General features: G+C 63.0%; 22 protein-coding genes. 11 read left to right on the forward strand and 11 right to left on the reverse strand.

The features are described from left to right. Positions 1-86 precede the first annotated feature (86 nt). Together ACZ9H4_RS02220 and ACZ9H4_RS02225 are read right to left on the reverse strand one after the other, a co-directional pair. On the reverse strand, positions 87-1055 hold the full coding sequence (locus ACZ9H4_RS02220) for a Tim44 domain-containing protein (protein ID WP_408151865.1): 969 nt from the start codon (positions 1053-1055) through the stop codon (positions 87-89). A gap of 91 nt (positions 1056-1146) precedes the next feature. Continuing rightward, on the reverse strand, positions 1147-1629 hold the full coding sequence (locus ACZ9H4_RS02225) for a CBS domain-containing protein (protein ID WP_408139412.1): 483 nt from the start codon (positions 1627-1629) through the stop codon (positions 1147-1149). A 147-nt stretch (positions 1630-1776) separates the two neighbouring features. Here ACZ9H4_RS02225 and nhaR point away from each other — a divergent pair, with 147 nt between their 5' ends. Beyond that, entirely contained in the window at positions 1777-2673 is an 897-nt protein-coding gene (nhaR, locus tag ACZ9H4_RS02230) for a transcriptional activator NhaR (RefSeq protein WP_408139414.1), read from the forward strand. 139 nt (positions 2674-2812) lie between these two features. On the opposite strand, the gene ACZ9H4_RS02235 is transcribed toward nhaR, so the two are convergent. From ACZ9H4_RS02235 to ACZ9H4_RS02250, 4 genes are all read right to left on the reverse strand, one after another. Beyond that, positions 2813-4093: a hypothetical protein gene (locus ACZ9H4_RS02235; protein WP_476118129.1), complete on the reverse strand. Its 1281-nt coding sequence runs from the start codon at positions 4091-4093 to the stop codon at positions 2813-2815. Positions 4094-4165: 72 nt separating this feature from the next. Next, positions 4166-5092 carry a glycosyltransferase family 9 protein gene (locus ACZ9H4_RS02240; RefSeq protein ID WP_476118130.1) on the reverse strand — a complete coding sequence of 309 codons (927 nt, stop codon included), beginning with the start codon at positions 5090-5092 and terminating at the stop codon, positions 4166-4168. After that, positions 5089-5991 (reverse strand): glycosyltransferase family 9 protein, encoded by a 903-nt coding sequence (locus tag ACZ9H4_RS02245; RefSeq protein ID WP_408139419.1) that lies wholly within the window; start codon positions 5989-5991, stop codon positions 5089-5091. The genes ACZ9H4_RS02240 and ACZ9H4_RS02245 overlap by 4 nt, the downstream gene beginning before the upstream one ends. A 283-nt stretch (positions 5992-6274) precedes the next feature. Beyond that, entirely contained in the window at positions 6275-7147 is an 873-nt protein-coding gene (locus ACZ9H4_RS02250) for a LysR family transcriptional regulator (RefSeq protein ID WP_408139574.1), read from the reverse strand. A gap of 199 nt (positions 7148-7346) precedes the next feature. Here ACZ9H4_RS02250 and ACZ9H4_RS02255 point away from each other — a divergent pair, with 199 nt between their 5' ends. From ACZ9H4_RS02255 to argE, 7 genes are all read left to right on the forward strand, one after another. Next, positions 7347-8198, forward strand: coding sequence for a transporter substrate-binding domain-containing protein (locus tag ACZ9H4_RS02255; RefSeq protein ID WP_408139421.1), 852 nt, complete (start codon positions 7347-7349; stop codon positions 8196-8198). Between the two features lie 10 nt (positions 8199-8208). Continuing rightward, on the forward strand, positions 8209-8889 hold the full coding sequence (locus ACZ9H4_RS02260; RefSeq protein ID WP_476118131.1) for an amino acid ABC transporter permease: 681 nt from the start codon (positions 8209-8211) through the stop codon (positions 8887-8889). Then, entirely contained in the window at positions 8879-9541 is a 663-nt protein-coding gene (locus ACZ9H4_RS02265) for an amino acid ABC transporter permease (protein ID WP_408139425.1), read from the forward strand. Before ACZ9H4_RS02260 ends, ACZ9H4_RS02265 begins: the two co-directional genes overlap by 11 nt. A 34-nt stretch (positions 9542-9575) precedes the next feature. Further along, positions 9576-10535, forward strand: coding sequence for an agmatinase (locus ACZ9H4_RS02270; protein ID WP_408151861.1), 960 nt, complete (start codon positions 9576-9578; stop codon positions 10533-10535). A gap of 8 nt (positions 10536-10543) precedes the next feature. Next, positions 10544-11290 carry an amino acid ABC transporter ATP-binding protein gene (locus ACZ9H4_RS02275; protein WP_408151860.1) on the forward strand — a complete coding sequence of 249 codons (747 nt, stop codon included), beginning with the start codon at positions 10544-10546 and terminating at the stop codon, positions 11288-11290. 61 nt (positions 11291-11351) lie between these two features. Continuing rightward, positions 11352-11768, forward strand: coding sequence for a RidA family protein (locus ACZ9H4_RS02280; protein ID WP_408139431.1), 417 nt, complete (start codon positions 11352-11354; stop codon positions 11766-11768). A gap of 109 nt (positions 11769-11877) precedes the next feature. Next, positions 11878-13032, forward strand: coding sequence for an acetylornithine deacetylase (gene argE, locus ACZ9H4_RS02285; protein ID WP_476118132.1), 1155 nt, complete (start codon positions 11878-11880; stop codon positions 13030-13032). 31 nt (positions 13033-13063) lie between these two features. On the opposite strand, the gene ACZ9H4_RS02290 is transcribed toward argE, so the two are convergent. Beyond that, positions 13064-13945, reverse strand: coding sequence for a LysR substrate-binding domain-containing protein (locus ACZ9H4_RS02290; protein WP_408139435.1), 882 nt, complete (start codon positions 13943-13945; stop codon positions 13064-13066). A 157-nt stretch (positions 13946-14102) separates the two neighbouring features. Here ACZ9H4_RS02290 and ACZ9H4_RS02295 point away from each other — a divergent pair, with 157 nt between their 5' ends. From ACZ9H4_RS02295 to ACZ9H4_RS02305, 3 genes are read left to right on the forward strand one after another with little or no spacing between them, the layout of a single operon-like run. Then, entirely contained in the window at positions 14103-14849 is a 747-nt protein-coding gene (locus tag ACZ9H4_RS02295) for an SDR family NAD(P)-dependent oxidoreductase (protein WP_408151858.1), read from the forward strand. A 30-nt stretch (positions 14850-14879) separates the two neighbouring features. Beyond that, complete coding sequence (locus tag ACZ9H4_RS02300; RefSeq protein ID WP_476118133.1) at positions 14880-15752, forward strand: alpha/beta fold hydrolase; 873 nt, start codon at positions 14880-14882, stop codon at positions 15750-15752. Between the two features lie 28 nt (positions 15753-15780). Next, positions 15781-16527, forward strand: a complete 747-nt coding sequence (locus ACZ9H4_RS02305; protein WP_408139441.1) for an SDR family NAD(P)-dependent oxidoreductase — start codon at positions 15781-15783, stop codon at positions 16525-16527. Between the two features lie 226 nt (positions 16528-16753). Here the strand turns inward: ACZ9H4_RS02305 and ACZ9H4_RS02310 are convergent, their stop codons facing one another. From ACZ9H4_RS02310 to ACZ9H4_RS02325, 4 genes are all read right to left on the reverse strand, one after another. Next, the gene (locus ACZ9H4_RS02310; protein ID WP_408151855.1) at positions 16754-17632 is read right to left on the reverse strand and encodes an ABC transporter permease; all 879 of its coding nucleotides are present in this window, start codon (positions 17630-17632) and stop codon (positions 16754-16756) included. After that, positions 17629-18459, reverse strand: coding sequence for an ABC transporter ATP-binding protein (locus ACZ9H4_RS02315; protein WP_408139445.1), 831 nt, complete (start codon positions 18457-18459; stop codon positions 17629-17631). The genes ACZ9H4_RS02310 and ACZ9H4_RS02315 overlap by 4 nt, the downstream gene beginning before the upstream one ends. Before the next feature lie 61 nt (positions 18460-18520). Then, positions 18521-19573 (reverse strand): ABC transporter substrate-binding protein, encoded by a 1053-nt coding sequence (locus tag ACZ9H4_RS02320; protein WP_408151853.1) that lies wholly within the window; start codon positions 19571-19573, stop codon positions 18521-18523. A gap of 48 nt (positions 19574-19621) precedes the next feature. Continuing rightward, the gene (locus ACZ9H4_RS02325; RefSeq protein WP_476118134.1) at positions 19622-20530 is read right to left on the reverse strand and encodes a TauD/TfdA dioxygenase family protein; all 909 of its coding nucleotides are present in this window, start codon (positions 20528-20530) and stop codon (positions 19622-19624) included. Positions 20531-20573 lie beyond the last annotated feature (43 nt).

Here is a 20573-nt window from a genome sequence, read left to right on the forward strand (position 1 = left end):
AAGCAGGCGGGCATCCATCGCATCGATGCACGCCCGCCGCCGCGCCCCATCCGCTGCCGCCGATCAAGCGCAATGCCCCACTACCGTTAATGATCCAGCTGCTGAATGCCGGCCAGTCGCCATGCCGGGTCGCCATGCGCGGCGCGAACGATGTTCCAGACCTCCTGGAACGGCTGGGCGGTCTGAGCGCCGTCTTCCCGCATCTGACCGTAAAAGCGCACGCTGACCAGCGTCTCATCCGCATGGGTCTCCACGCCCAGCACCTCGGCATCGAGTTGCGGTACCTCCGTGCGGCTCGGCTGGCTGCCTCGAACTTCCAGATCCTGCTTGATTCGCGCGAACATCTCGGGCGTGGTCAATTCGAACAGGTCACCCTGCTCGTTGCGGTCCCATGCGCCCTGAAGACGCATGAACATGGTCTTCGCAGATGCCAGCAACGCGGCTTGATCCAACCCGAGCGCAGTGGCCGGGGTTTTCACGCTGCCCGCAGTTCCGGCCGGATCCATCGCAGCGCGCTGCGAGCCGAAGAAATTTGTTTCGGGCCGCGCCTGGCCTGTCTGACTACCGAACGGCGAGCCGTTCGTCTGCCCTCGGTTCGCGGCACCATGCCCATAAGCCAGATCCGGACGACGCCGGTTGGCGATGAAACGAAATAGCAGCACGCCCGCAAAAATCACGAGGCCGATCAGCAACGCATTCGACAGCATTTGCGCAAGGCCAGCACCCAGACCCAGAGAAGACAGCAGCGCGGCAATGCCGAGGCCGGCTGCAAGACCGGCGAGCGGCCCCATCCAGCCGTTGCGCGCCGGTGCGGCAGCAGGCGCTTGCGCGGCCTGCTGCGCAGGTTGAGCTTGCTGGCTTCGTTGTCCTTGACCCGACGGCGACGCCATCTGCGACTGGCGTCCGATACTTTGGCTTCCGCCCATCCGCTTCGCTTCGGCGTCGTTCGACGCCACTGCGCCAAGGGCGAGCACGCCCGCGAGACCCAGCGCCGCACCCCCGCGCGTAACCTTTCCGGCAGCCCATCGCAGCTGATTGATGATTTGCGTGTACATATGAAACCTCTCTTGATGACTCAGGGGCCGCCCGCACCGCGCGTCCGGCATTTCGCACTGAAACATTACGGACAGTAATATTTTACGGCCGTCAAATCTGCCATCGGTCAGCCTGTAATCGGTCGCGCGCGGCCTGCAAACCATTGCCGTGGATGTAATGCTCCAGTTGCTGGATCGTGTGTTCCTGCTCCGACATCTGGTTCTTGATCAGATCGCCGATCGACACCATTCCGATCAGTTGCCCCGCGGTAATCACCGGCAGATAACGTATCCGGTGCGCGGTCATGAGCGCCATGCATTCCTCCGTCGTCTGCTCCGGGCCCACGTAGCGCACCGCCGTCGACATGATGTCCCGCACCGGCGTATCCCGCGAAGAACGGTCCATCAGCACGACTTTGCGGGCGTAGTCGCGTTCGGTAACGATGCCGACGATGCGCCCCTCGTGTGCCACGATGAGTGCCCCTACCTGCCGGTGCGCCATGATCGCTATCGCGTCGTACACCGACGCCGATGCCTGAGTCGACCACACGGTCTGGGAAGTCTTCGAACGCAGAAACTGTGCAACCGATGTCATTTGTCACCTCTGTCAGCTGTCATGAGACGCCCGCTGACGCCTCGGGCCGAGGTTTGAATCTAACTGAACTTGAGACAACGGAAAATTCGAATTTTCATTGCTGATATTTCGAGAAAAACGTAACGTGGGAGGGTCGACGGAGGCACAGTGAACTTCAAGCATCTGTATTACTTCTGGGTCGCGGCGCATGCGGGCGGAATCGTCCGCGCCGGCGAGCAACTGCACATCACGCCGCAAACGCTGAGCGGCCAGATCAAGCTGCTCGAAGAAGCGCTGGATAAGAAGCTGCTCAAGAAGAGCGGCCGCTCTACCGAACTCACCGATGCGGGCCGGCTGGCGCTCGATTACGCCGACGAAATCTTCTCGCTCGGCTCGGAGCTCGAAAGCGCGGTGCGGCGCGAAAAAGAAGTCGGCACGCAGTCGCGGTTTCGCGTCGGCATCGCGGATTCGGTGCCGAAGGCGATCGCGTACCGGCTGCTGGAACCGGCACTAGGCGCGCCCGTGTCGCTGCGCGTGATCTGTCATGAAGGCAAGCTACACGCGTTGCTCGCGCAACTGGCCGTGCACCGCCTCGACCTCATCATCGCGGACGCCCCGATTCCGGCCGACGTCAACATCAAGGCTTTCAATCACCGGCTCGGCCGTTCGACGCTGAGTTGCTTCGGCGCAGAGGCGCTGCTGCAAGGCGGGCTGAAACGCTTTCCGATGTCGCTTAGCCAATTGCCTCTGCTGCTGCCGGGCACGGAATCAGCGGTGCGCCGCAAGCTCGATCATTGGCTGGCGTCGCGCGCAATCTCGCCGCGCATCGTCGGCGAATTCGACGATGGAGCCATGGCCCTGGCGTTCGGCCGTGAAGGCCGCGGGCTGCTGTTCGCCCCAACCGTGCTGGCGGACCAGTTACAGGCGGAGCATAAGCTGACGATGGTCGGGCAGATCAACACCATCGTCGAGGAGTTCTTTGCGATCTCCATCGAACGTCGTATCAGTCATCCCGCGGTCGCAACGATCATCGACGCGGCACGTAGTGAACTGTTCAACGCTTAGACGATTCCGGCTTCTTCGTTGCAAGCCGATGTGCGCGTAGTCGAAAGCGCGTTCGGCGTGGCATGGCTTAACGGCGACGGATACGTTTACCGCACACGGCCGTTGTCATCGGGGCCACGGCGCGTGCACCCAGGCCGGCTCACGAACCGCGTGGGCGCGTGGCCGCGGCAAGGAGTTGCCGCACAGGCCGGCTCAGGCGCCAGAACAGAGACTCCTGCAAACTGGCAAGTTGCTGCCGGACGTTCGCGAGCGCCGTCCGTGTCACAGCGAGTTCGCTTGCCACCGCCGTATCGATATCCGCTCCATCGATCAGCGCTACGTTGACGATGCGAACGCCGTGGTGCAATGCCGCCTGCGCCTGCGGCCAGTTCACCTCGGCGCCGAACGCCAGAACCTGCGTGGCCTGCGCAAGCTTGCTGGCCCACAATGAATAGGTATCCGGATGCGCGGCGCCGCTCCTGACGAGCTCTTTGCACAGGTGCATGGCTTCAAGATGAATCTTCAATCCCTGCACCGCGTCGAAGCCGCTGTGACGTTCCTCCGTCTTTGCGCGCCGTGACGTGCCGAACGACGGCGTCAATCCGGTGAGATCGGCAACCCATCCTTCCGCGGCCAGCGCATACGCGGACGAGTGAACGGCGAGATCGCAGTCGAACACCGCATGCGCGTGCGTGGCGGCATGTCGCAACGTGAGCAGCCAATGCGCGAGAAACGCGCGATACATCATGGTCGGCGCAATCTCCCCCACGTACTGCTTGAAAAACGCGAGGCGCCGCTCGAACGGCTGCTCCGCCAGTTCCGTCGGCAGGTGCGGAAGCTCGACGCGAAGCGCCTCGAGAACGCGGGCCACCGTCGGCACATGGCGGTTCGATACCAGCACGGCGTAGGGAATCGCTACGAAATGCGCATTGCCATGTAACGCAAACAGATCCCAACAGGATTGCCACTGGGAGATCGGGTTCTTCTCAACCACGATATGCACCGCGTCAGCGAAGGTGCTGCGAAACCACGGAAGCCGCCCTAGCGAGCGGCAGAACTTGAAGACAGGCACCTTGCCCCGCGCGTGCGCCGAGTCGATGAGACGGCGCACATAGCCTTCGATCCGATCCGCGTCGTCCGGTGCTTCGCCCGTGAAGCTGTCGATGGCAAAGCGCTCGTCAAATCCCGCGATCCCTCGCCCGCCGGGTTCGAGCAGCGCGGCGTATTCCGCAAAATAGGGCCGCTCCAGTTCGGGATGGCCCGAAGGCCAGCTATCCGCCGTGCTTTTTTCGAGCGTGTCGGAATCGATGCTTGCCAGCATCTCGTGCAACGGTTCGTAGTACGCAACGACTTCCTCGATACGGCGAAAGCGCGACCATAACCACGTGCCTGCGGTCCGGTATCCGCTGTGCAGGAACACCGCGTTCGGTTTTGATGTCATGAGATGGGGAGAAGCCTGGTTGGTCAACGGGTCGTCGGATTCACACTGCGCGGCGCGCTCGTCGCGCTGGAGTCATCCTGCTTCGCACTCGCGAACCATCCGATGGAATCCAGCAAGTACCCGGGCGCAAGTGAGCGTTTGCCGCCAGAGCTTTTCCTTCAGCCATGCGCCGGGCACCCATTGCCACGGCAGAACGACATGGCCGGCGCCCCACCCTGGTCGCCAACGCTGCGCGACGCGCCGCCGCCTGAACAGGCTGAGCGTAGGAATACCGAGGTTCGACGCCAGATGCCCGACCCCCGAGTCGTTGCCGATGAACCAGCCCGATTCATACAGCCAGCACGCGAGTTCGTGCAGGTCATGGAACGTCGCTGCGTGAAGCGCTGACGTCCCGAGTTCTTTCCAACGCTCACGCTCGTGAGGGGCAACGACGAAGTGCACGTCGTAACCGTGCTCGCGCAACCGGTGCGCCAGTTTGATGAACCGCGCGCGCCGCCAGCGTTTGTCGTCGGTGCTCGCTTCGGGATGTATCGCAACGCGACGCCGATGCCGCCGGTGTTGCAATGAAGGCGGAGGCGTAATGCCGTTATCTGTCCCCACGTGAGATAGCCCCAGCTCGTCACGGCAGAAGCCGGCGAAGCGTTCGGCCATACAACCGGGCCGATCGCCGAGTTCGACGCTATCCAGGTACAGGACATTCGGGTGAGCCGCCGTCAGATCCGGCACTGGCTGATGCCGGTGCATCTGGATAACGACGTCGTAGCACACCAGCCATGCCGCGCCATGTTCGTGGTGCGGTATCGGGTGAATCGTTACGCCGGGAAACCAGCGCCGCAATGCGCAGGCTTGCCGTCCGAACACCGTGATGTCGATGCCGTTACGCAGACAGTTCTGAACGGCGACCATCAGAACGAGTGTGTCACCGAGGGCATTCGACATCACGACGGCAACGCGTGGAGAACGGCCATCGACGGTGGCGCTCAGCGGCATCGGCGTCATGTGAAACTCGCGCGCAGTTGCTCGAATGCCCGAGCCACTTTGCCGACCGACAGCATGTATTTCCAGTAGCGCTCTTTCAGACGTCCGGTCGGTAGATAGGTACTGCCGATCAACACCTGCCCCGCGCCCCAGCCTGGCCGCCAGGTATGCGCGAGTCCGCGCCGCATGAACAGGGAAAGCGTAGGAATCTGCAGGCTCGAAGCGAGATGGCCGATACCCGAATCATTGCCGATGAACCAGCCCGATTCGAAAAGCCATGCGGCGACGTTGTCCAGCGAGCCGAGACTGACCGATGTCAGGCCCAGACGCTCCACGTGCGTCCAGTCGTCGCGCTCTTCCGGCGCAACGACGAACTGCGGATCGAACCCGCGATCGCGCAAGGTGACGGCTAGCCGGACATAGCGCGAAGCCAGCCAGCACTTGTCAATCGTACTCGCTGTCGGGTGTATCGCGACGCGCAGGGGATGCCTACGATGCACGAGCCCTGCCGGCGCGGTGATGCCGTTGCTTTTGTCGGCATTCGTCAGATTCAGCTCATCACGACAGAATCGCGCGAGCCTGACTGCCATTGAATCGGGAGAGCGCGCCCGGCAGACGCGATCGAGCAGAACGACTCGGGGGTGCAATCGGTGCAGCCCGTCGAACGGCCTGTCCGAATGCATCTGGATGACGAGGTCGAACCTGGCCAGATTGTCCGCAAGACCCGCTTCGCCCAGGTTCGCCCGGATATCGACTCCGGGAAACCACCCGTGAAGCGCGCTCGCATGACGGCCGAACACCGTGACCGCGATGCGTTCGAGGCAGAGATTGCGCGCGATCGTCATCATCAGTAACGAGTCGCCGACTGCCGGCGAAAGAATCAACGCGACGTGCTTTATCGGCTTTAGTAACTGTGGCATAAGTCGCCCCCGCTGACACGCCTTCGAATGGCAAGGCGCTGACCCCGCTCATTGACGAGCGTTCTCCGCTAAAACGATTCGGAGTCTAGGCGGGGGCGGCATTATTTGCGTTACAGCGCGAATTACCACGCCTTACGCGGATAAAGTGGCGGACCGTTGGCAACATGAACCGCGTACGCATGCCTGTACAAAGCCTGTTCCTGTCGGCGGCGAATTCCGTAAAAATTCCGGAAGCGCATGACACGATAGCGACGCATTCGCTATTCGGAACCTCTCCGTCTGATCAATCAACGTGATGATGTTGCTCGATAAGATCGAGAAAAAGGTTGAGCGCACGCGTTCTCGGTCTTGAGATCTCGGTGATCGCGCTGATCGTATTTTCATAGACCGGACCGGAGCGCACCTTCACGAGTGCCCGCCGTTTTGCGAAAGACGCCGCGTAATATTGCGGCAACAAGCCCACATAATGCCCGGAGAGCACCAGCATCGCGACGGCCTCCAGCCCTGATGCCGTCGGACCTCGCTGCATGCCGAGCGTGTTCAAGACTTCATAGACGAACGGCTGCGGACGATAGACGAGCGGCAACTTCGACGCTTCACGTATCCGATGACCCGCGACATACAGCCCTTGCCGCTCGATGAAAAGCGGCAGGTATTGGAATCCCGCTTCGCGACGGTACATGCCTCGAATCGCAACGTGAACCTGACGCTCCCGTAACGCCGAGTTGAGTTCGCTGAAGGTCATGACCCTCAGCTCGACGTTCACGTCGGGCGCCAGTTCCTTGAACGCGGCCAGGACCTCGGGCAAATGACAGCCTTCGTCGCTGACGATGTGCTCCACCATTCCGATCGATAACGAGCCCGACAGCACGCCGCGTACGGCGTCGATCTCCGGCCGAATCCGCTCAAGCGATCTGAGCGCGTCGCGTGCCAGATCGAGCGCCACCTTGCCCGCATGCGTCAGCACGAATCCCGCTGGACCGCGCTCGCACAGCCGTGCGCCGAGCGTGTCCTCGACTTCGCGGATGTGCCGGCTGATCGACGTCTTCGACATATTCAACTGCTTCTCGGCCGCGGCAAATCCGTTCGCCTGCGCGACCGCGCAGAAGATGCGCAGCGAGCGCAGGCCGCGTTCATCGAAATCGGGGCGGCTCATGGAGGCGGTCCTCGGCGTGGGGTGGTCGGTCATGGTCGGCGCTTGAAAGGTTTCATTTTCCGGAACCATACCGCTAAAAAAATCATTTTTCACGATCTTTATGGCGGCATACATTCGGTCGCCAGGGTCATCGTGCGAAGCCGTAGCGTGCACGATGCACCGGTCCATCACCCACACGTCCCCTCACGCGGAGAGCGCAATGCAAAACTGGACCCGACGATCCTTCATCAAGACCACGCTCGCCTCGGGCGCAGCATTGGCGCTGCCGCGGCTCGCACTCGCGGAGGGCGGCACGCTCGCCGACATCAAGAAACGCGGCAAGCTGACGGTCGGCACGGAAGCCGCCTATGAGCCGTTCGAATTCGTCGAGAACGGGCAGATTACCGGCTATGGCCACGACGTGCTGGAGTTGATGGCGGCCAAACTGGGCGTGCAGCTCGAACAGATGAACCTGCCGTTCCAGGGCCTGCTGCCCGGCCTGATGTCGCACAAGTTCGACTTCGTCGCGACCAGCGTCGGCATCACGCCGGAGCGCGCCAAGCGTTTCGCCTTCAGTGAGCCGGTAGGTGTGGTGCGCTCGGTGCTGATGGTGCGCGCCGACGACGGGTCGATCAAACGCGATCTCGACATCGCCGGCAAGACCATCGGTACGCAGATGGGCTCGTCGTCCCAGCCGGTCGCCACCGAGTTCGAAAAGGAACTCAAGGAAAAGGCCGGCAAAGGCTACGCGGATACCAAACTGTTCCAGGCGTATCCGGACGTGTCCAATGCGCTCGCGAACAAGACGATCGACGTGGCGCTGATGCCGTCGAACATCGCCGCCGTTCAGATGCGCAAACAGCCGGGCGCGTTTCGTATTGCCGGCACGATCGGGCAACCGAAACTGCTCGCCTGGGTGGCGAATCCGAACGACCTCGAAATCCGCAAGTTCATCAACGACTCGCTCGACGAATTCAGGGCGAACGGCAAACTGGCCGCATTGCAGACGAAATGGTTCGGTGCACCGATGGATACGCCGCGCATGAACTATCTGCCGACCGGCTCGATCTGACGCCCCCGCCATGCTCGACTGGATCGACAAAGGTGGCGTCATCGCGCCGTTTCTCGATGGCGTCGTCTCGGGCACCGCGCTCACGCTGGTCGCCTCCGCGTGCGCGTTCGCGATCGGCCTCGCGCTCGGCATCGTCTTGCTGCTCGCGCGCATCTCGCCGATCGGCCCCTTGCGCGCGCTGGTGGTGCTGTGGGTGAGCCTGATTCGCGGCACGCCGGCGCTGATTCACATGTTGATCGCGTATTACCTGGTGCCGGCGTTACTCGACATTTCCATTTCGCCGATCACCGCCGGCATCGCCGCGCTCGCCTTCAACACGAGCGCGTACATCGTCGAGATCCTGCGCGGCGCGCTCGGCACGATTTCGTGGGGGCAGCGCGCCGCCGCGTATGCGATGGGTATGCGCACGTCGCAGGTCTGGCGGCACGTGCTGCTGCCCCAGGTCATCTATCGGGCGATTCCGCCGCTCACGAGCGAATTTACGATTCTGCTGAAGGCGTCGTCGCTGATGTCGATCATCGCCGTGCCCGAACTCGCAACGGTGGCACGCAACGCGACGCTGCAAACGGATCTGCCATTGCAGGTCTTCACGATCACCGCGGCCGTCTACTTCGTGATCCTGTTCTGCATCTCGGCTGCATCGCGACTCTGCGAGCGCCGGGTCTCGAGGATGCTTCCCCATGGCCATTGACTTCTCGATCGTCCGCGAAGCGATCCCTGTGCTGATCGAGGGATTGCGCATCACCGCGCTCGTCAGTGCGATCGGCATTCCGGTCGGTATCGTCGCGGGCATCGTCGCGGCTTACGCGGCACAGTCGCGCACCTGGCTGCGGCCAGTGGCGCTCACATACGTCGAACTCGTCCGCAACATCCCGTACCTGATCCTCGTCTATCTGTCGTTCTTCGGCTTGCCGAAGCTCGGCGTGAGCGCCTCGGCGATGACGGTCGCAGTGGGTTGCACGGCCTTCTACACGGGCGGCTACTTCTGCGAAATTCTGCGCGCCGCGCTGCGCAGCGTGGCGCGTGGCCAGACGCATGCCGCTTTTTCGCTGGGCATGACCTTCTGGCAGGCGCAGCGCCACGTGATCGCGCCACAACTGTTCGGCTTCATCACACCGCCGACGACGAGCCTCGTCATCATGATGTTCAAGGACTCGGCGATTTTTTCCGTGATGAGCCTGCCGGAAATGACGTACCAGAGCAATCTGCTTACAGCCAACACGTTTGCCTATGTCGAAGTGCTAGGCACGACGGCGTTGATCTACTGGGTCTGCAGCGTCCTGCTGGCCGGCGTCGGCCGCCGTCTCGAAACGGCGATCGGACGCCGCGGCCGTCACGCGTGACACGCCTCCCCCCCATCCAACTGAGGACACCCGCATGAGTCACTACACCGTTGCGCCGCGTACCGGCCACCCCACGCTGCTGTATTCGGAACTCGACCTCGACATCGACAATCTTAAGGCCGACATCGCGGTGCTCGGCATGCCTTACGGTGCACCGTATTCGCCCTCCGATTTCAGCAACGACCAGACCAATGCGCCGTCCGCGATCCGCCAGGCCACGGACCGCGTCGCGCGCAAACCGCACCACTACGATTTCGATATCGATGGCCCGCTGCTGCAAGGCCGCACGGATATCCGCTTCGTCGATTGCGGCGACATCCTTCCCGATCTGACCCAACCCGGTGAGCACTACGCCCGCGCCGAAGCGGCCGTGCGCCGCATTGCGGCCGGTGGTGCGATGCCGATCGTGCTGGGCGGCGATCACGGCATCACGACGCCCGTGCTGCGCGGTCTCGACCAGAAAGGTCCGATTACGCTCGTGCATATCGACGCGCACCTCGACTGGCGCGATGAAGTGAACGGCGTACGCGAAGGCCTGTCGAGCCCGATTCGCCGCGCGTCGGAGATGGCGCACGTCGAGCGGATCATCCAGATCGGCCTGCGCGCACAAGGCAGCGGCCGCGCCGAGGAATTGACCGTGGCGCGCGCGTATGGCGCAGAGCTGATCACCGCCTATGAACTGCACGACATCGGTATGGACGCCGTGCTCGAACGCATCCCCGATGGCGGTAACTACTACCTCACGATCGACGCCGACGGTCTCGATCCGTCGACGATGCCGGCCGTCGCAGGTCCGGCGCCCGGCGGCGTCACCTTCGTGCAGGCGCGCAAACTGATTCACGGTCTGGTCCGCAAGGGCCGCGTTGTCGGCATGGACATCGTCGAGATCCAGCCGGAAAAGGACGATGCCAATCTGATCTCGTGCGTGACCGCCGGCCGGCTGATTCTCAACCTGATCGGTGCGTCGATTCGCGCGGGCTACTTCGACAAATGAGCGCGGACATGAGCGCAACGCAGATCGTCATCGACATTCGCGGCATCGACAAATGGTACGGCAGCCATCACGTGCTCAAGCAGTGCTCGACGCAAGTGAGCAAGGGCGAGATCGTCGTCGTGTGCGGGCCGTCGGGTTCCGGCAAGTCGACGCTGATCAAGACCGTCAACGCGCTGGAGCCCTTCCAGAACGGCGACATTCTGGTCGACGGCACCTCGCTTGGCGCGAAATCCACGAACCTGCCGAAGCTGCGCAGCCGCGTCGGCATGGTGTTCCAGCACTTCGAGCTGTTCCCGCATCTCGATCTGACGCGCAACCTCACGCTGGCGCAGCGCATCGTGCTCGGCCGTGACGAAGGCAGCGCGCGCAACAAGGCGCGCGAACTGCTCGATCGCGTCGGTCTGTCGGCGCACGCGCACAAGTATCCCGGGCAGTTGTCGGGCGGGCAGCAGCAACGCGTGGCGATTGCGCGAGCGTTGTCGATGGACCCGGCGGCGATGCTGTTCGACGAGCCGACGTCGGCGCTCGACCCCGAAATGGTCAATGAAGTGCTCGACGTGATGGTCGAACTCGCACGCGAAGGCATGACGATGATGGTGGTGACCCACGAAATGGGATTCGCGAAGCGTGTTGCGCATCGCGTGGTCTTCATGGAAGACGGCGCGATCATCGAAGACAGTCCGACCGGCGAGTTCTTTCAGGACGCGGCAAGCCCCTCGGCCAAGCGCTTCCTTTCCAGGATTCTTGCTCATTGAACCTGCGCCGGTGCGCGCTCGCACGCATCGGCCGCTCACACTTTCCGGAGATCCCAACGCCATGACGACCCACACGCGCATCCGCAAATTCAACACGCGCGAAACCTATCCCGAGCAAAAGCTCGACAATGACCTGTGCCAGGCAGTGATCGCCGGCGATACGGTCTACCTGCGCGGCCAGATCGGCCAGGATCTCGACACGCGCGAATCGGTAGGCATCGGCGACGTCACTGCGCAGGCCGAAAAAGCGATGGCCAACGTCGCGATGCTGCTCGAAGAATGCGGCAGCAAGCTCGAGGACATCTGCAAGGTCACGGTCTATCTCATCGACCCGCGCTATCGCGAGGCGGTCTATAACGTGATGGGCCGCTGGCTCAAAGGCGTGTTTCCCGTCTCGACCGGTCTCGTCGTGCAGGCACTCGCGCGCCCGGAATGGCTGGTGGAAATCGACGTCATTGCCGTCAAGCCGCGTGCGTAAGCTGCGTTGCATAATGTCACCGGGCGGCCCCGGTGTGCGTTAATGGAGTCCGCTGCAGTCACCGCAATGCCGATCTGGACGAACATTCTCAAAGGGATTTCCTATCACTATGCCGCTCAGTCGCAGTGCCGAACTGCTGAAGGCGCTGATCGCCTTCCCCACCGTTTCACGCACGCCGAATCTCGCCCTGATCGAACACGTCGCCCGCTTGCTCGGCGCGGCGGGAATTGCCTGCACGCTCGTCAAGGACGAAGCGGGAACCTGTGCCAACCTGTTCGCCAGCACGGGGCCGGCGAACGTGCCCGGCGTCCTGCTGTCGGGACATACCGATGTCGTGCCGGTCGACGGGCAACCGTGGACGATGCCGCCGTTCGAAGCGACACTGCGCGACGAGCGGCTGTACGGACGCGGCACCGCCGACATGAAGGGCTTCGTCGCCTGCGCGGTCGTCGCCATGATCGACGCTTCGGCGCGTACGCTGCGCAAGCCGCTGCAATTGGCGCTGTCGTATGACGAGGAGATCGGATGCGTCGGCGTGCGGCGTCTGATCGACGTGCTGGAGATCGCGCCGGTACGGCCGGAGTTGTGTGTCGTCGGCGAGCCCACGATGATGCAGATCGCCACCGGACATAAGGGCAAGGCCGCGTATCGTGCGTTCTGTTGCGGACAGGAAGGACACTCGGCGCTCGCGCCGAAGTACCTGAACGCGATTCACGTCGCCGCCGACTGGATCGCGGGAATCCGCGCGGCACAGCAGCGCCTCGCACAAACCGGCGCGCGCGACGACGACTACGACGTTCCCTATTCGACGATTCACGTCGGCACGATTCGCGGCGGCAAAGCACTCAACATCGTGCCGAACGAATGCACGCTCGATTTCGAAATCCGTACGCTTGCGGCGGATCGTGCCCAGCCTATCCTCGATGACATCCGTCGCCATGCCGAGACGGCGAGCGCGGCAGGTCACGGCGGACCGGTGTATCTGCCCCGGGTCGAAGAAGTCAACGCCTACCCCGGGCTCGACACGCATGTGGCGAGCGATGCCGTGCAGTTTCTCGAATCCTTGCTGCCGTCGGAGACGTCAAAACGAAAGGTCGCGTTCGGCACGGAAGGCGGCCTGTTCTCAACGCGACTCTCGGTGCCGACGCTGGTATGCGGTCCCGGCGATATCGACGTCGCACACAAGCCGGATGAATACGTTGCGTTGGCGCAGCTAGACGCGTGCGATGCGTTTCTTGCGCGGCTGGTCGATTGTTTGCACTGACAGCCACGAGTCTGCCAGGCATCCTCAACGACTAGGGCACCATCAGCTCATCCACTCTCGTCAGAAAGAACGCCAGCGTAGGTGAAGCGTTTGAGCGGCTATAACCGATAACGAGATCGACGGTCGGCGCCTCGCCTTCCAGCGGCCGGCTCACCACCGACCACGGCAGCAGATTGTTCGCGTACTCCGGCATCAGCGCGAGCCCACGCGTGGAGGCCACGAGCGACATCGCCATCGCGAGATTGTCGACGTGGTGCTCGGCGGCGATATCGACATGATTGATCAGCAGATATTGCTCGATCACGTCGTGCAGCACCTTGGCCTTGTTCGAGGCCAGGATGAATGGCTCGCCGATCAGATCCTGCGCGCGGATCGCCGCGCGCCCGGTCAGCCGGTGATCGCTCGGCATCAACACCAGCAGCTTCTCGCGGCTCACCACACGATATTCCAGATCGAAGCCCGGCTCGGCGCGCAGAAATGCGAGGTCGAGCTTGCCGCGCGCCAGCGCGTCGGCCAGGTCGGGCGAATAGTGGCTCGAGACCGTTACGTCGACGTTTGGCAGTTCTTCGCGCAGGACCTGCATTGCCCGCGGCAGCCACGTCATTTCTTGCCCTGTCAGGAAGCCTAGCGCGAACACCTTCCTCGCCGGCGTCGACGCGCGCCGGGCGGCTTCCTTTGCCGCGTCGACCTGCGCGAGCGCGAGCCGCGCGTGGTCGAGAAACGCCTTGCCCGCAGCCGTCAATTCGACGCCGCGCGCGCTGCGGCTGAAAAGCTCCGCGCCGACTTCGTCCTCCAGATCGCGGATCTGGCGGCTCAGCGAAGGCTGAGACGTATGCAGCCGCTGCTCGGCCGCCACCGTCAGGCTGCCGGTCTCGGCGACCGCCACGAAGTACTTCAGGTGACGCAACTCCATTCGCTCCTCCTGCTGCCCCATGCTTCTGAGGCATGCCCATCAGCCTACAAAGTCTTTTTCGTCCGTGCAAGTGCCATCTACATTGCTGAACAGGCAAGGACGAAACGCAACAACCGTTTGAGCCATACCTTACATCTATATCTGAAGGAGTTTGAAAATGGACAAGCCAGTCATCCTGATCACCGGCGCGCTGACCGGAATAGGCCGCGCCACCGCGTTCGCATTCGCCGAAAGCGGCGCGCGTCTGGTCGTCTCGGGCCGCCGTGAAGCCGAAGGCCGCGCGCTCGAAGCCGAACTGCGCCAACGCGGCGCCGATGCCGTCTTCATTCGCGCCGACGTCCGTCACGACGACGAAGTGCGCGACCTGGTCGATGCGGCGGTCGCACGCTTCGGCCGTATCGACGCGGCGGTCAACAACGCGGGGACCGAAGGCCAACCGGGCTCGATTCTCGACCAGAGCGCCGAGAGCTACGCAGCGACCTTCGACACCAACGTTCTCGGCACGTTGCTGAGCCTCAAGCACGAGTTGCGGGTCATGCAGGCGCAGAAGCACGGCAGCATCGTCAACGTGTCGTCGACATATGGACATGAAGGCGCGGCGTATGCGTCGGTCTATGCGGGCAGCAAGCACGCGGTGGAAGGCATCACGAAGTCGGCGGCGCTTGAAGTCGCTTCGTCGGGCGTGCGCGTGAACGCCGTCGCGCCGGGACCGACCGACACCGGCATGCTCGAGCGCTTCACCGGCACCGCCGAGCGCAAGGCCGCGCTTGCCGCGTCCGTGCCACTCGGTCGGGTCGGGCAGCCCAACGACATCGCCCGCGCGATCACGTTTCTCGCTTCCGACGCAGCGTCGTTCGTGACGGGTCAGATCGTCACCGTCGACGGCGGCAAGACTGCCGGCTAAGCGCAACACTGCCCCTGCGGAGAAAAGGCCATGACCCACCACACCCACCAGAACGCGCCGACGCAATTCGTCGAAACGAACGGCATTCGCTTCGCGTACCGCCGCTTCGGCAAGCGCGATACCGTTCCGCTCGTGTTTAACATTCACTTCACCGGCACCATGGATCACTGGGATCCCGCCATCACCGACGGTTTTGCCAGGGACCGCGAAGTGATTCTCTTCAACAACGCGGGCATCGCCAGTTCGTCGGGCGAGGTGCCGGAGTCCATCGAGGAGATGGCCGCCAACGCCGCAGCGTTCATCAAGGCACTCAGGTTGCAGCAGGTCGACGTCCTCGGCTTTTCGATGGGCGGCTTGATCGCCCAGACGCTCGCGCTCGCCGAACCCGAGCTGGTGCGCCGCGTGGTGCTCGTCGGAACGGGACCGCGCAGCGGCGAAGGCATGGCAACGCTCACGCCCGAGGCGCAGCAGATCTTCGGCGCGACCTACGACGAACCCGACGAGTTATGGCTGAAGGTGCACTTCTCGCCGTCGGCGCAAAGCCAGACGGCCGGACGCCGGTTTCTCGAACGATTCCGCCTGCGCCAGGAGAACCGCGATCCGCAAGCCGGCGAGAAGGTCGCGCCCGCTCAGCTCGCGGCCCTCGCGAAGTGGGGCGCGCCGCGCGCGAACCCGTACGCGTATCTGCACGCGCTGGAACAGCCGACGCTCGTGGTCAACGGCGACAACGACGTGATCATCTATTCGATCAACTCGTGGATCCTGCAGCAGAACATCCCCAACGCGCAGCTGATCCTGTATCCCGATGCCAACCACGGCTCGCTTTATCAATACCCGGAGCGGTTCGTCTCGCACGTCACACAGTTTCTTTCGGAATGCCAGGCGCATCACGAACAGAAATGACCTTTCTCATCACTTCTGGAGTCTCGTCATGAACAACCTTACTGGAAAGACCGCGCTCGTTACGGGCGCATCGCGCGGCATCGGCCGCGCCAGCGCGCTCGCACTCGCTCGCGCAGGTGCTCAGGTGCTCGTCCACTACAGCACCGGCGAAAAGGAAGCGGAGGCCGTCGTTGCGGAGATTCGCGCGGCAGGCGGCACCGCGCAGAAAGTCGCAGCCGACCTGCGTGACGCGGACGGTGCGCATCTGCTCGCGAAACGCGTGCGCGAAGTGATCGGCCATCGTCTGGACATTCTCGTGGCGAACGCGGGCGTTTCCCGAGCCGCGAGCATCGAAGAGACCACCGTCGAAGCCTTCGACACGCTGTTTGCCGTGAACGTGCGCGCGCCCTATTTTCTCGTCCAGCAACTGCTGCCGGTGATGTGCAAGGGCAGCAGCATCGTCATGATCTCGTCGCTTGCGGCACGCGCGGCGGTTGGCACGCTATCGGCCTATGCGGCGACCAAGGGTGCGGTCGATACCCTCGTCACGCATTTCGCCTCGGCGCTCGGAGAACGGGGCATCCGGGTGAATGCCGTCGCGCCGGGCGTCGTTGAAACCGATATGTCGAACTTCACGAAAACCGACGAAGGACGCGCGGCCACGCTCGGCATGCAGGCGCTGAAGCGTCTCGCCCAGCCCGATGAAATCGGCGATGCGGTCGCTTTTCTTGCATCCGACGCCGCACGCTGGATCACGGGCGAAACGCTACGAGTCGATGGAGGCTCGAAGCTCTGACGCATCGCGCGAAGCGCCGAATTCTCGCCGCCTTTGCAACATCGGCCAACGCCAGATTCCGGAGTTCAATGTCGTTCGTTGATTGTCAAGCGCGTCGCCTTGCAGGCATCAGGCCACACATGCCTGCTCGCGCGCCGTGCGCGACGCCTTCACTGTCGCTGTCGCATAGCGTCATTGGACGACCCGAGCGATGCGCCAGGATGAACCTCTCACCCCGCAAAACCCACTACTGCTGCACGCCCCATCTCCGCACCGTGACACGCTCCAGCGTATCGAACACCAGATGTTCGATCAGCAAACCGATTACGATCACTGCCGCCAGCCCCGCGAAAACCCGGTCGGTGTATAGCTCATTGCGATTCTGGAAGATATACCAGCCAAGTCCGCCGTTGCCTGAACTCGCGCCGAACACCAGTTCCGCCGCGATCAGCGTCCGCCACGCAAACGCCCAGCCCACCCGCAAACCCGCCAGAATCGACGGCAGCGCCGCGGGCACCAGAATCAGCAGCACGTGGCGCAGGCCTGTCAGGCCGTAGTTGCGGCCAGTCATCCGCAGCGTCGCCGGCACGGACTGAAAGCCGGAGTAGGTGTTGAGCGCGAGCGGCCACAGCACCGCATGCACCAGCACGAACAGCAGGCTGCCGGTGCCGAGACCGAACCACAGCAACGCGAGCGGCAAGAGCGCGATCGACGGCAACGGGTTGAACATCGCGGTCAGCATCGACAGAAAATCGCGCCCTACGCGCGTCGACACGGCAAGCGAGGTCAGCACGAAGGCGAGTGCCGCGCCGAGCAGATAACCGCGCAGCAGCACCGACATCGATACCGCGGTTTTTTGCAGCAATTCGCCGGACCAGATGCCTTGCACGAACGCGCTGAACGTCGCACCGAACGTCGGCAGCAGCAAATCGTTGTCGACCATGCGCGCGGCGACCTCCCATCCGGCGATCAGCACAAGCGCAATCAGCGTCTTGCGCAACCAGCCCTGCGCAAAGACACGTTTGGCGAGCGGCAACGGCGCTTCGAGAACGAGTTCGCCGAGTGGTTCGAGCGAGCGTTCGTACTCCTCGCGAACCGGCGGCAGCAATGTGACAGGCGAGCTCATTGAACGGTCTCCGTCTGCTCGAACAACAGGTGATGAATACGCGCGACACTGCGCTGAAAATCGCTGCGCCCGAAACTGTCCTGCGAATACTGATGGCTGTTGAGTTCGGCGCGTACGCGGCCGGGATGCGGCGACAGCAGCAGAATCCGGTTGCCGACCACCAACGCTTCCTCGATCGAATGCGTGACGAAGAGCAGCGTGAAGTTCACCTCTTCCCATAGCCGCAGCAGTTCCTCCTGCATCTTGCGGCGCGTAAGCGCATCGAGCGCGGCAAACGGTTCGTCCATCAGCAGCACGCGTGGCTGCATCGCCAACGCGCGGGCAATCGCAACCCGCTGCTTCATGCCGCCTGACAGCGTATGCGGATAAGCATTCGCAAACGAAGCCAGTCCGACCTTCTCCAGATAGTGCAGCGCGCGCTCGTTCGCTTCCGCGCGAGAGAGCTTCTTCGCGACGCGCAGCGGGAACGCAACGTTCTGCAGCACCGTCTTCCACGGCGGCAACTGATCGAACTCCTGGAACACGACGATGCGATCGGCGCCGGGGCCGCGCACGGCCTGCCCGTCGAGCGAAATGCTGCCCGAGGTCGGCTGGATGAAGCCGGCCACCGCTTTGAGCAACGTCGACTTGCCGCAGCCCGACGGCCCGAGCAGTACGAAGCGATCGCCGCCGTAGACGTCGAAGCTGACGTCGTGCGTCGCGCGCACGATGCGCTCACGTGTGCGGTATTCGAGGTTGACGTTTTCGACCGCGAGCAGTCGTTCGCTGGTCGCCGCGCCGGTCTGCCCGTCGCGGTTCGGAAACAGAAGCGTGGGATTGGCCACCATCAGATTGCTCCGTGTGTGCGGACTAAACGCGCCGGCAAATGTCGCGCAATGCTGAACATGTTCAACTCCCCGTCGCCGTCGCGGGGTCGTCGAAGAAGTAGTCCTTCCACGACTTCGGCTCGTTCCTGATCACGCCGACGCGATACATGAACTGCGCGAGCCCGAACGTGTTCTGCGGCGCGACCTTGAATTGCACCTGCGGATTCTTGATGACCTTCACGAGCAGAGTGCGGTCGATCTTCGATTGATTCGTGCGGATGTAGATATCGGCAGCGGCTTCTGGATTGGCCGTGACGAAACGCGCGGCGTCGGCCAATGCATCGACGAATGCGCGATACGTCTTCGGATTGTTGTCGCGGAATTTTTCGGTGGCGTAAAGCACGGTCGCCGAACTCGGTCCACCGAGCACATCGTAGGAATTCAGCACGATATGCGCTTTCGGATTGCCCGCCAGTTCCTGCTCCTGAAACGGCGGATTGCCGAAGTGCCCGGTGATTTCCGTGCCGCCCGCAATGATCGCAGCGGCCGCATCGGGATGCGGCAACGCCTGGGTGAATTTGTCGAGACGGTTGTAATCCTTGTCGCCCCAGCGCTTGGCCGCCGCGTATTGCAGCACGCGCGATTGCACCGACACGTTGACGGCGGGCACCGCGATGCGGTCCTTCTCGGTGAAGTCGGCAATCGTCTTCACGTTGGGATCGTTGCTGACGAGGTAGTACGGCAGATTGCCGAGCGACGCAACGCCCTTGACGTTCTGCTTGCCGTGCGTGCGGTCCCAGATCGTCAGCAGCGGACCGACGCCGGCACCCGCGATGTCCACGGCACCGGACAGCAGCGCGTCGTTGACCGCGGCGCCGCCCGAGAGCTTCACCCAATCCACCTTGATATCGAGCCCCTGCTTACGCCCTTCTTTCTCGACGAATTGCTGGTCACGCGCCACGTTCAGCAGCAGATAGACAATGCCGAACTGCTCGGCGACGCGAATCTGCCCCTCGGCGTGCGCGGGCGCGATGGCGGCAAAGCCCGCGACGCCCATCGATACGGTCAGCAGAGTCGCGGTAAAACGGCGGGCAAACGACGGCCGCGCGGCGGTCGGGCGAAACCTGGCAAGCATTGGAACTCCGGTCAGCGTGTAGTGTGGTCTAAGCGGGCAACGGTGCCGTCAGAACGGCGCGTCGCCTTCGATCGTCGTGCGATACAGTTTGCGGCGCAGATGGTCCGGCGTGCCGGCCGCGAGATGCATCAGCGAGCGGTTGTCCCAGAACACCATGTCGTGCTCTTGCCACTGATGCCGGTACAGATGTTCTGGGCGAACGCTATGGGCGAATATTTCGTCGAGCAGCGCCTTGCTCTCGTCTTCCGGCAAACCGATCACGCGGGTCGTGAAATGCTCGCTGACGAACAGCGCCTTGCGGCCGGTCTCGGGATGCGTGCGTACGATCGGCTGCACGACGGGTTTCACCGAGGCGATCTGTTCAGCGGACAGATTGGGCCGCCACGGACTGCGCTTCTGCAGTTCCGCGTACTTGGCGAGATACGTGTGCTCGGCCTGACGCCCTTCCACGGCGGCGCGCAAATGCGCGGGCAAGGTGTCCCACGCGAGGTGCATGTTGGCGAACAGCGTGTCGCCGCCTTCGGCGGGCAATTCCTGCGCATGCAGCAGCGAACCGAGACTCGGCTTTTCCTTGTACGACAGATCGGAATGCCAGTAATGACCCGCATCGCCGAGACCGATCGGCTTGCCGTTCTCGACGATGTTCGAGACCACCAGCACTTCCGGATAGCCCGTCAACTGGAATTGATGCAGCACATGAATCTGCAGCGGGCCGAATCGGCGGCTGAAGGCAATCTGCTGATCCGGCGTGATGCGTTGGTCGCGGAACACGAGCACATGGTGATCGAGGTGAGCGCGATGAATGCGCGCGAAATCGTCCTGGCTAAGCGGCTTGCCGAGATCGAGTCCGAGGACTTCCGCGCCGACGGGACCGTCGAACGCGCGAATCTCGAAGGGCTGGGCTTCAATGGCGTGGCCGTCATGGCCGGCAGCAGTGGGGGCAAAGGCAGTCGTCACAGGAAACTCGTCGTTGATCTGTTCGGAGAACGCCGTCGAGGGC

The sequence above is a fragment of the Paraburkholderia sp. TE9906 genome, from assembly GCF_056279605.1.

Excerpts from the sequence above, each read along its gene's own strand:
- ACZ9H4_RS02220 (WP_408151865.1), bottom strand. The coding sequence starts at position 1,055 with ATGTACACGCAAATCATCAATCAGCTGCGATGGGCTGCCGGAAAGGTT.
- ACZ9H4_RS02225 (WP_408139412.1), bottom strand. The coding sequence starts at position 1,629 with ATGACATCGGTTGCACAGTTTCTGCGTTCGAAGACTTCCCAGACCGTG.
- ACZ9H4_RS02235 (WP_476118129.1), bottom strand. The coding sequence starts at position 4,093 with ATGACATCAAAACCGAACGCGGTGTTCCTGCACAGCGGATACCGGACC.
- ACZ9H4_RS02240 (WP_476118130.1), bottom strand. The coding sequence starts at position 5,092 with ATGACGCCGATGCCGCTGAGCGCCACCGTCGATGGCCGTTCTCCACGC.
- ACZ9H4_RS02245 (WP_408139419.1), bottom strand. The coding sequence starts at position 5,991 with ATGCCACAGTTACTAAAGCCGATAAAGCACGTCGCGTTGATTCTTTCG.
- ACZ9H4_RS02250 (WP_408139574.1), bottom strand. The coding sequence starts at position 7,147 with ATGAGCCGCCCCGATTTCGATGAACGCGGCCTGCGCTCGCTGCGCATC.
- ACZ9H4_RS02255 (WP_408139421.1), top strand. The coding sequence starts at position 7,347 with ATGCAAAACTGGACCCGACGATCCTTCATCAAGACCACGCTCGCCTCG.
- ACZ9H4_RS02260 (WP_476118131.1), top strand. The coding sequence starts at position 8,209 with ATGCTCGACTGGATCGACAAAGGTGGCGTCATCGCGCCGTTTCTCGAT.
- ACZ9H4_RS02265 (WP_408139425.1), top strand. The coding sequence starts at position 8,879 with ATGGCCATTGACTTCTCGATCGTCCGCGAAGCGATCCCTGTGCTGATC.
- ACZ9H4_RS02270 (WP_408151861.1), top strand. The coding sequence starts at position 9,576 with ATGAGTCACTACACCGTTGCGCCGCGTACCGGCCACCCCACGCTGCTG.
- ACZ9H4_RS02275 (WP_408151860.1), top strand. The coding sequence starts at position 10,544 with ATGAGCGCAACGCAGATCGTCATCGACATTCGCGGCATCGACAAATGG.
- ACZ9H4_RS02280 (WP_408139431.1), top strand. The coding sequence starts at position 11,352 with ATGACGACCCACACGCGCATCCGCAAATTCAACACGCGCGAAACCTAT.
- argE (WP_476118132.1), top strand. The coding sequence starts at position 11,878 with ATGCCGCTCAGTCGCAGTGCCGAACTGCTGAAGGCGCTGATCGCCTTC.
- ACZ9H4_RS02290 (WP_408139435.1), bottom strand. The coding sequence starts at position 13,945 with ATGGAGTTGCGTCACCTGAAGTACTTCGTGGCGGTCGCCGAGACCGGC.
- ACZ9H4_RS02295 (WP_408151858.1), top strand. The coding sequence starts at position 14,103 with ATGGACAAGCCAGTCATCCTGATCACCGGCGCGCTGACCGGAATAGGC.
- ACZ9H4_RS02300 (WP_476118133.1), top strand. The coding sequence starts at position 14,880 with ATGACCCACCACACCCACCAGAACGCGCCGACGCAATTCGTCGAAACG.
- ACZ9H4_RS02305 (WP_408139441.1), top strand. The coding sequence starts at position 15,781 with ATGAACAACCTTACTGGAAAGACCGCGCTCGTTACGGGCGCATCGCGC.
- ACZ9H4_RS02310 (WP_408151855.1), bottom strand. The coding sequence starts at position 17,632 with ATGAGCTCGCCTGTCACATTGCTGCCGCCGGTTCGCGAGGAGTACGAA.
- ACZ9H4_RS02315 (WP_408139445.1), bottom strand. The coding sequence starts at position 18,459 with ATGGTGGCCAATCCCACGCTTCTGTTTCCGAACCGCGACGGGCAGACC.
- ACZ9H4_RS02320 (WP_408151853.1), bottom strand. The coding sequence starts at position 19,573 with ATGCTTGCCAGGTTTCGCCCGACCGCCGCGCGGCCGTCGTTTGCCCGC.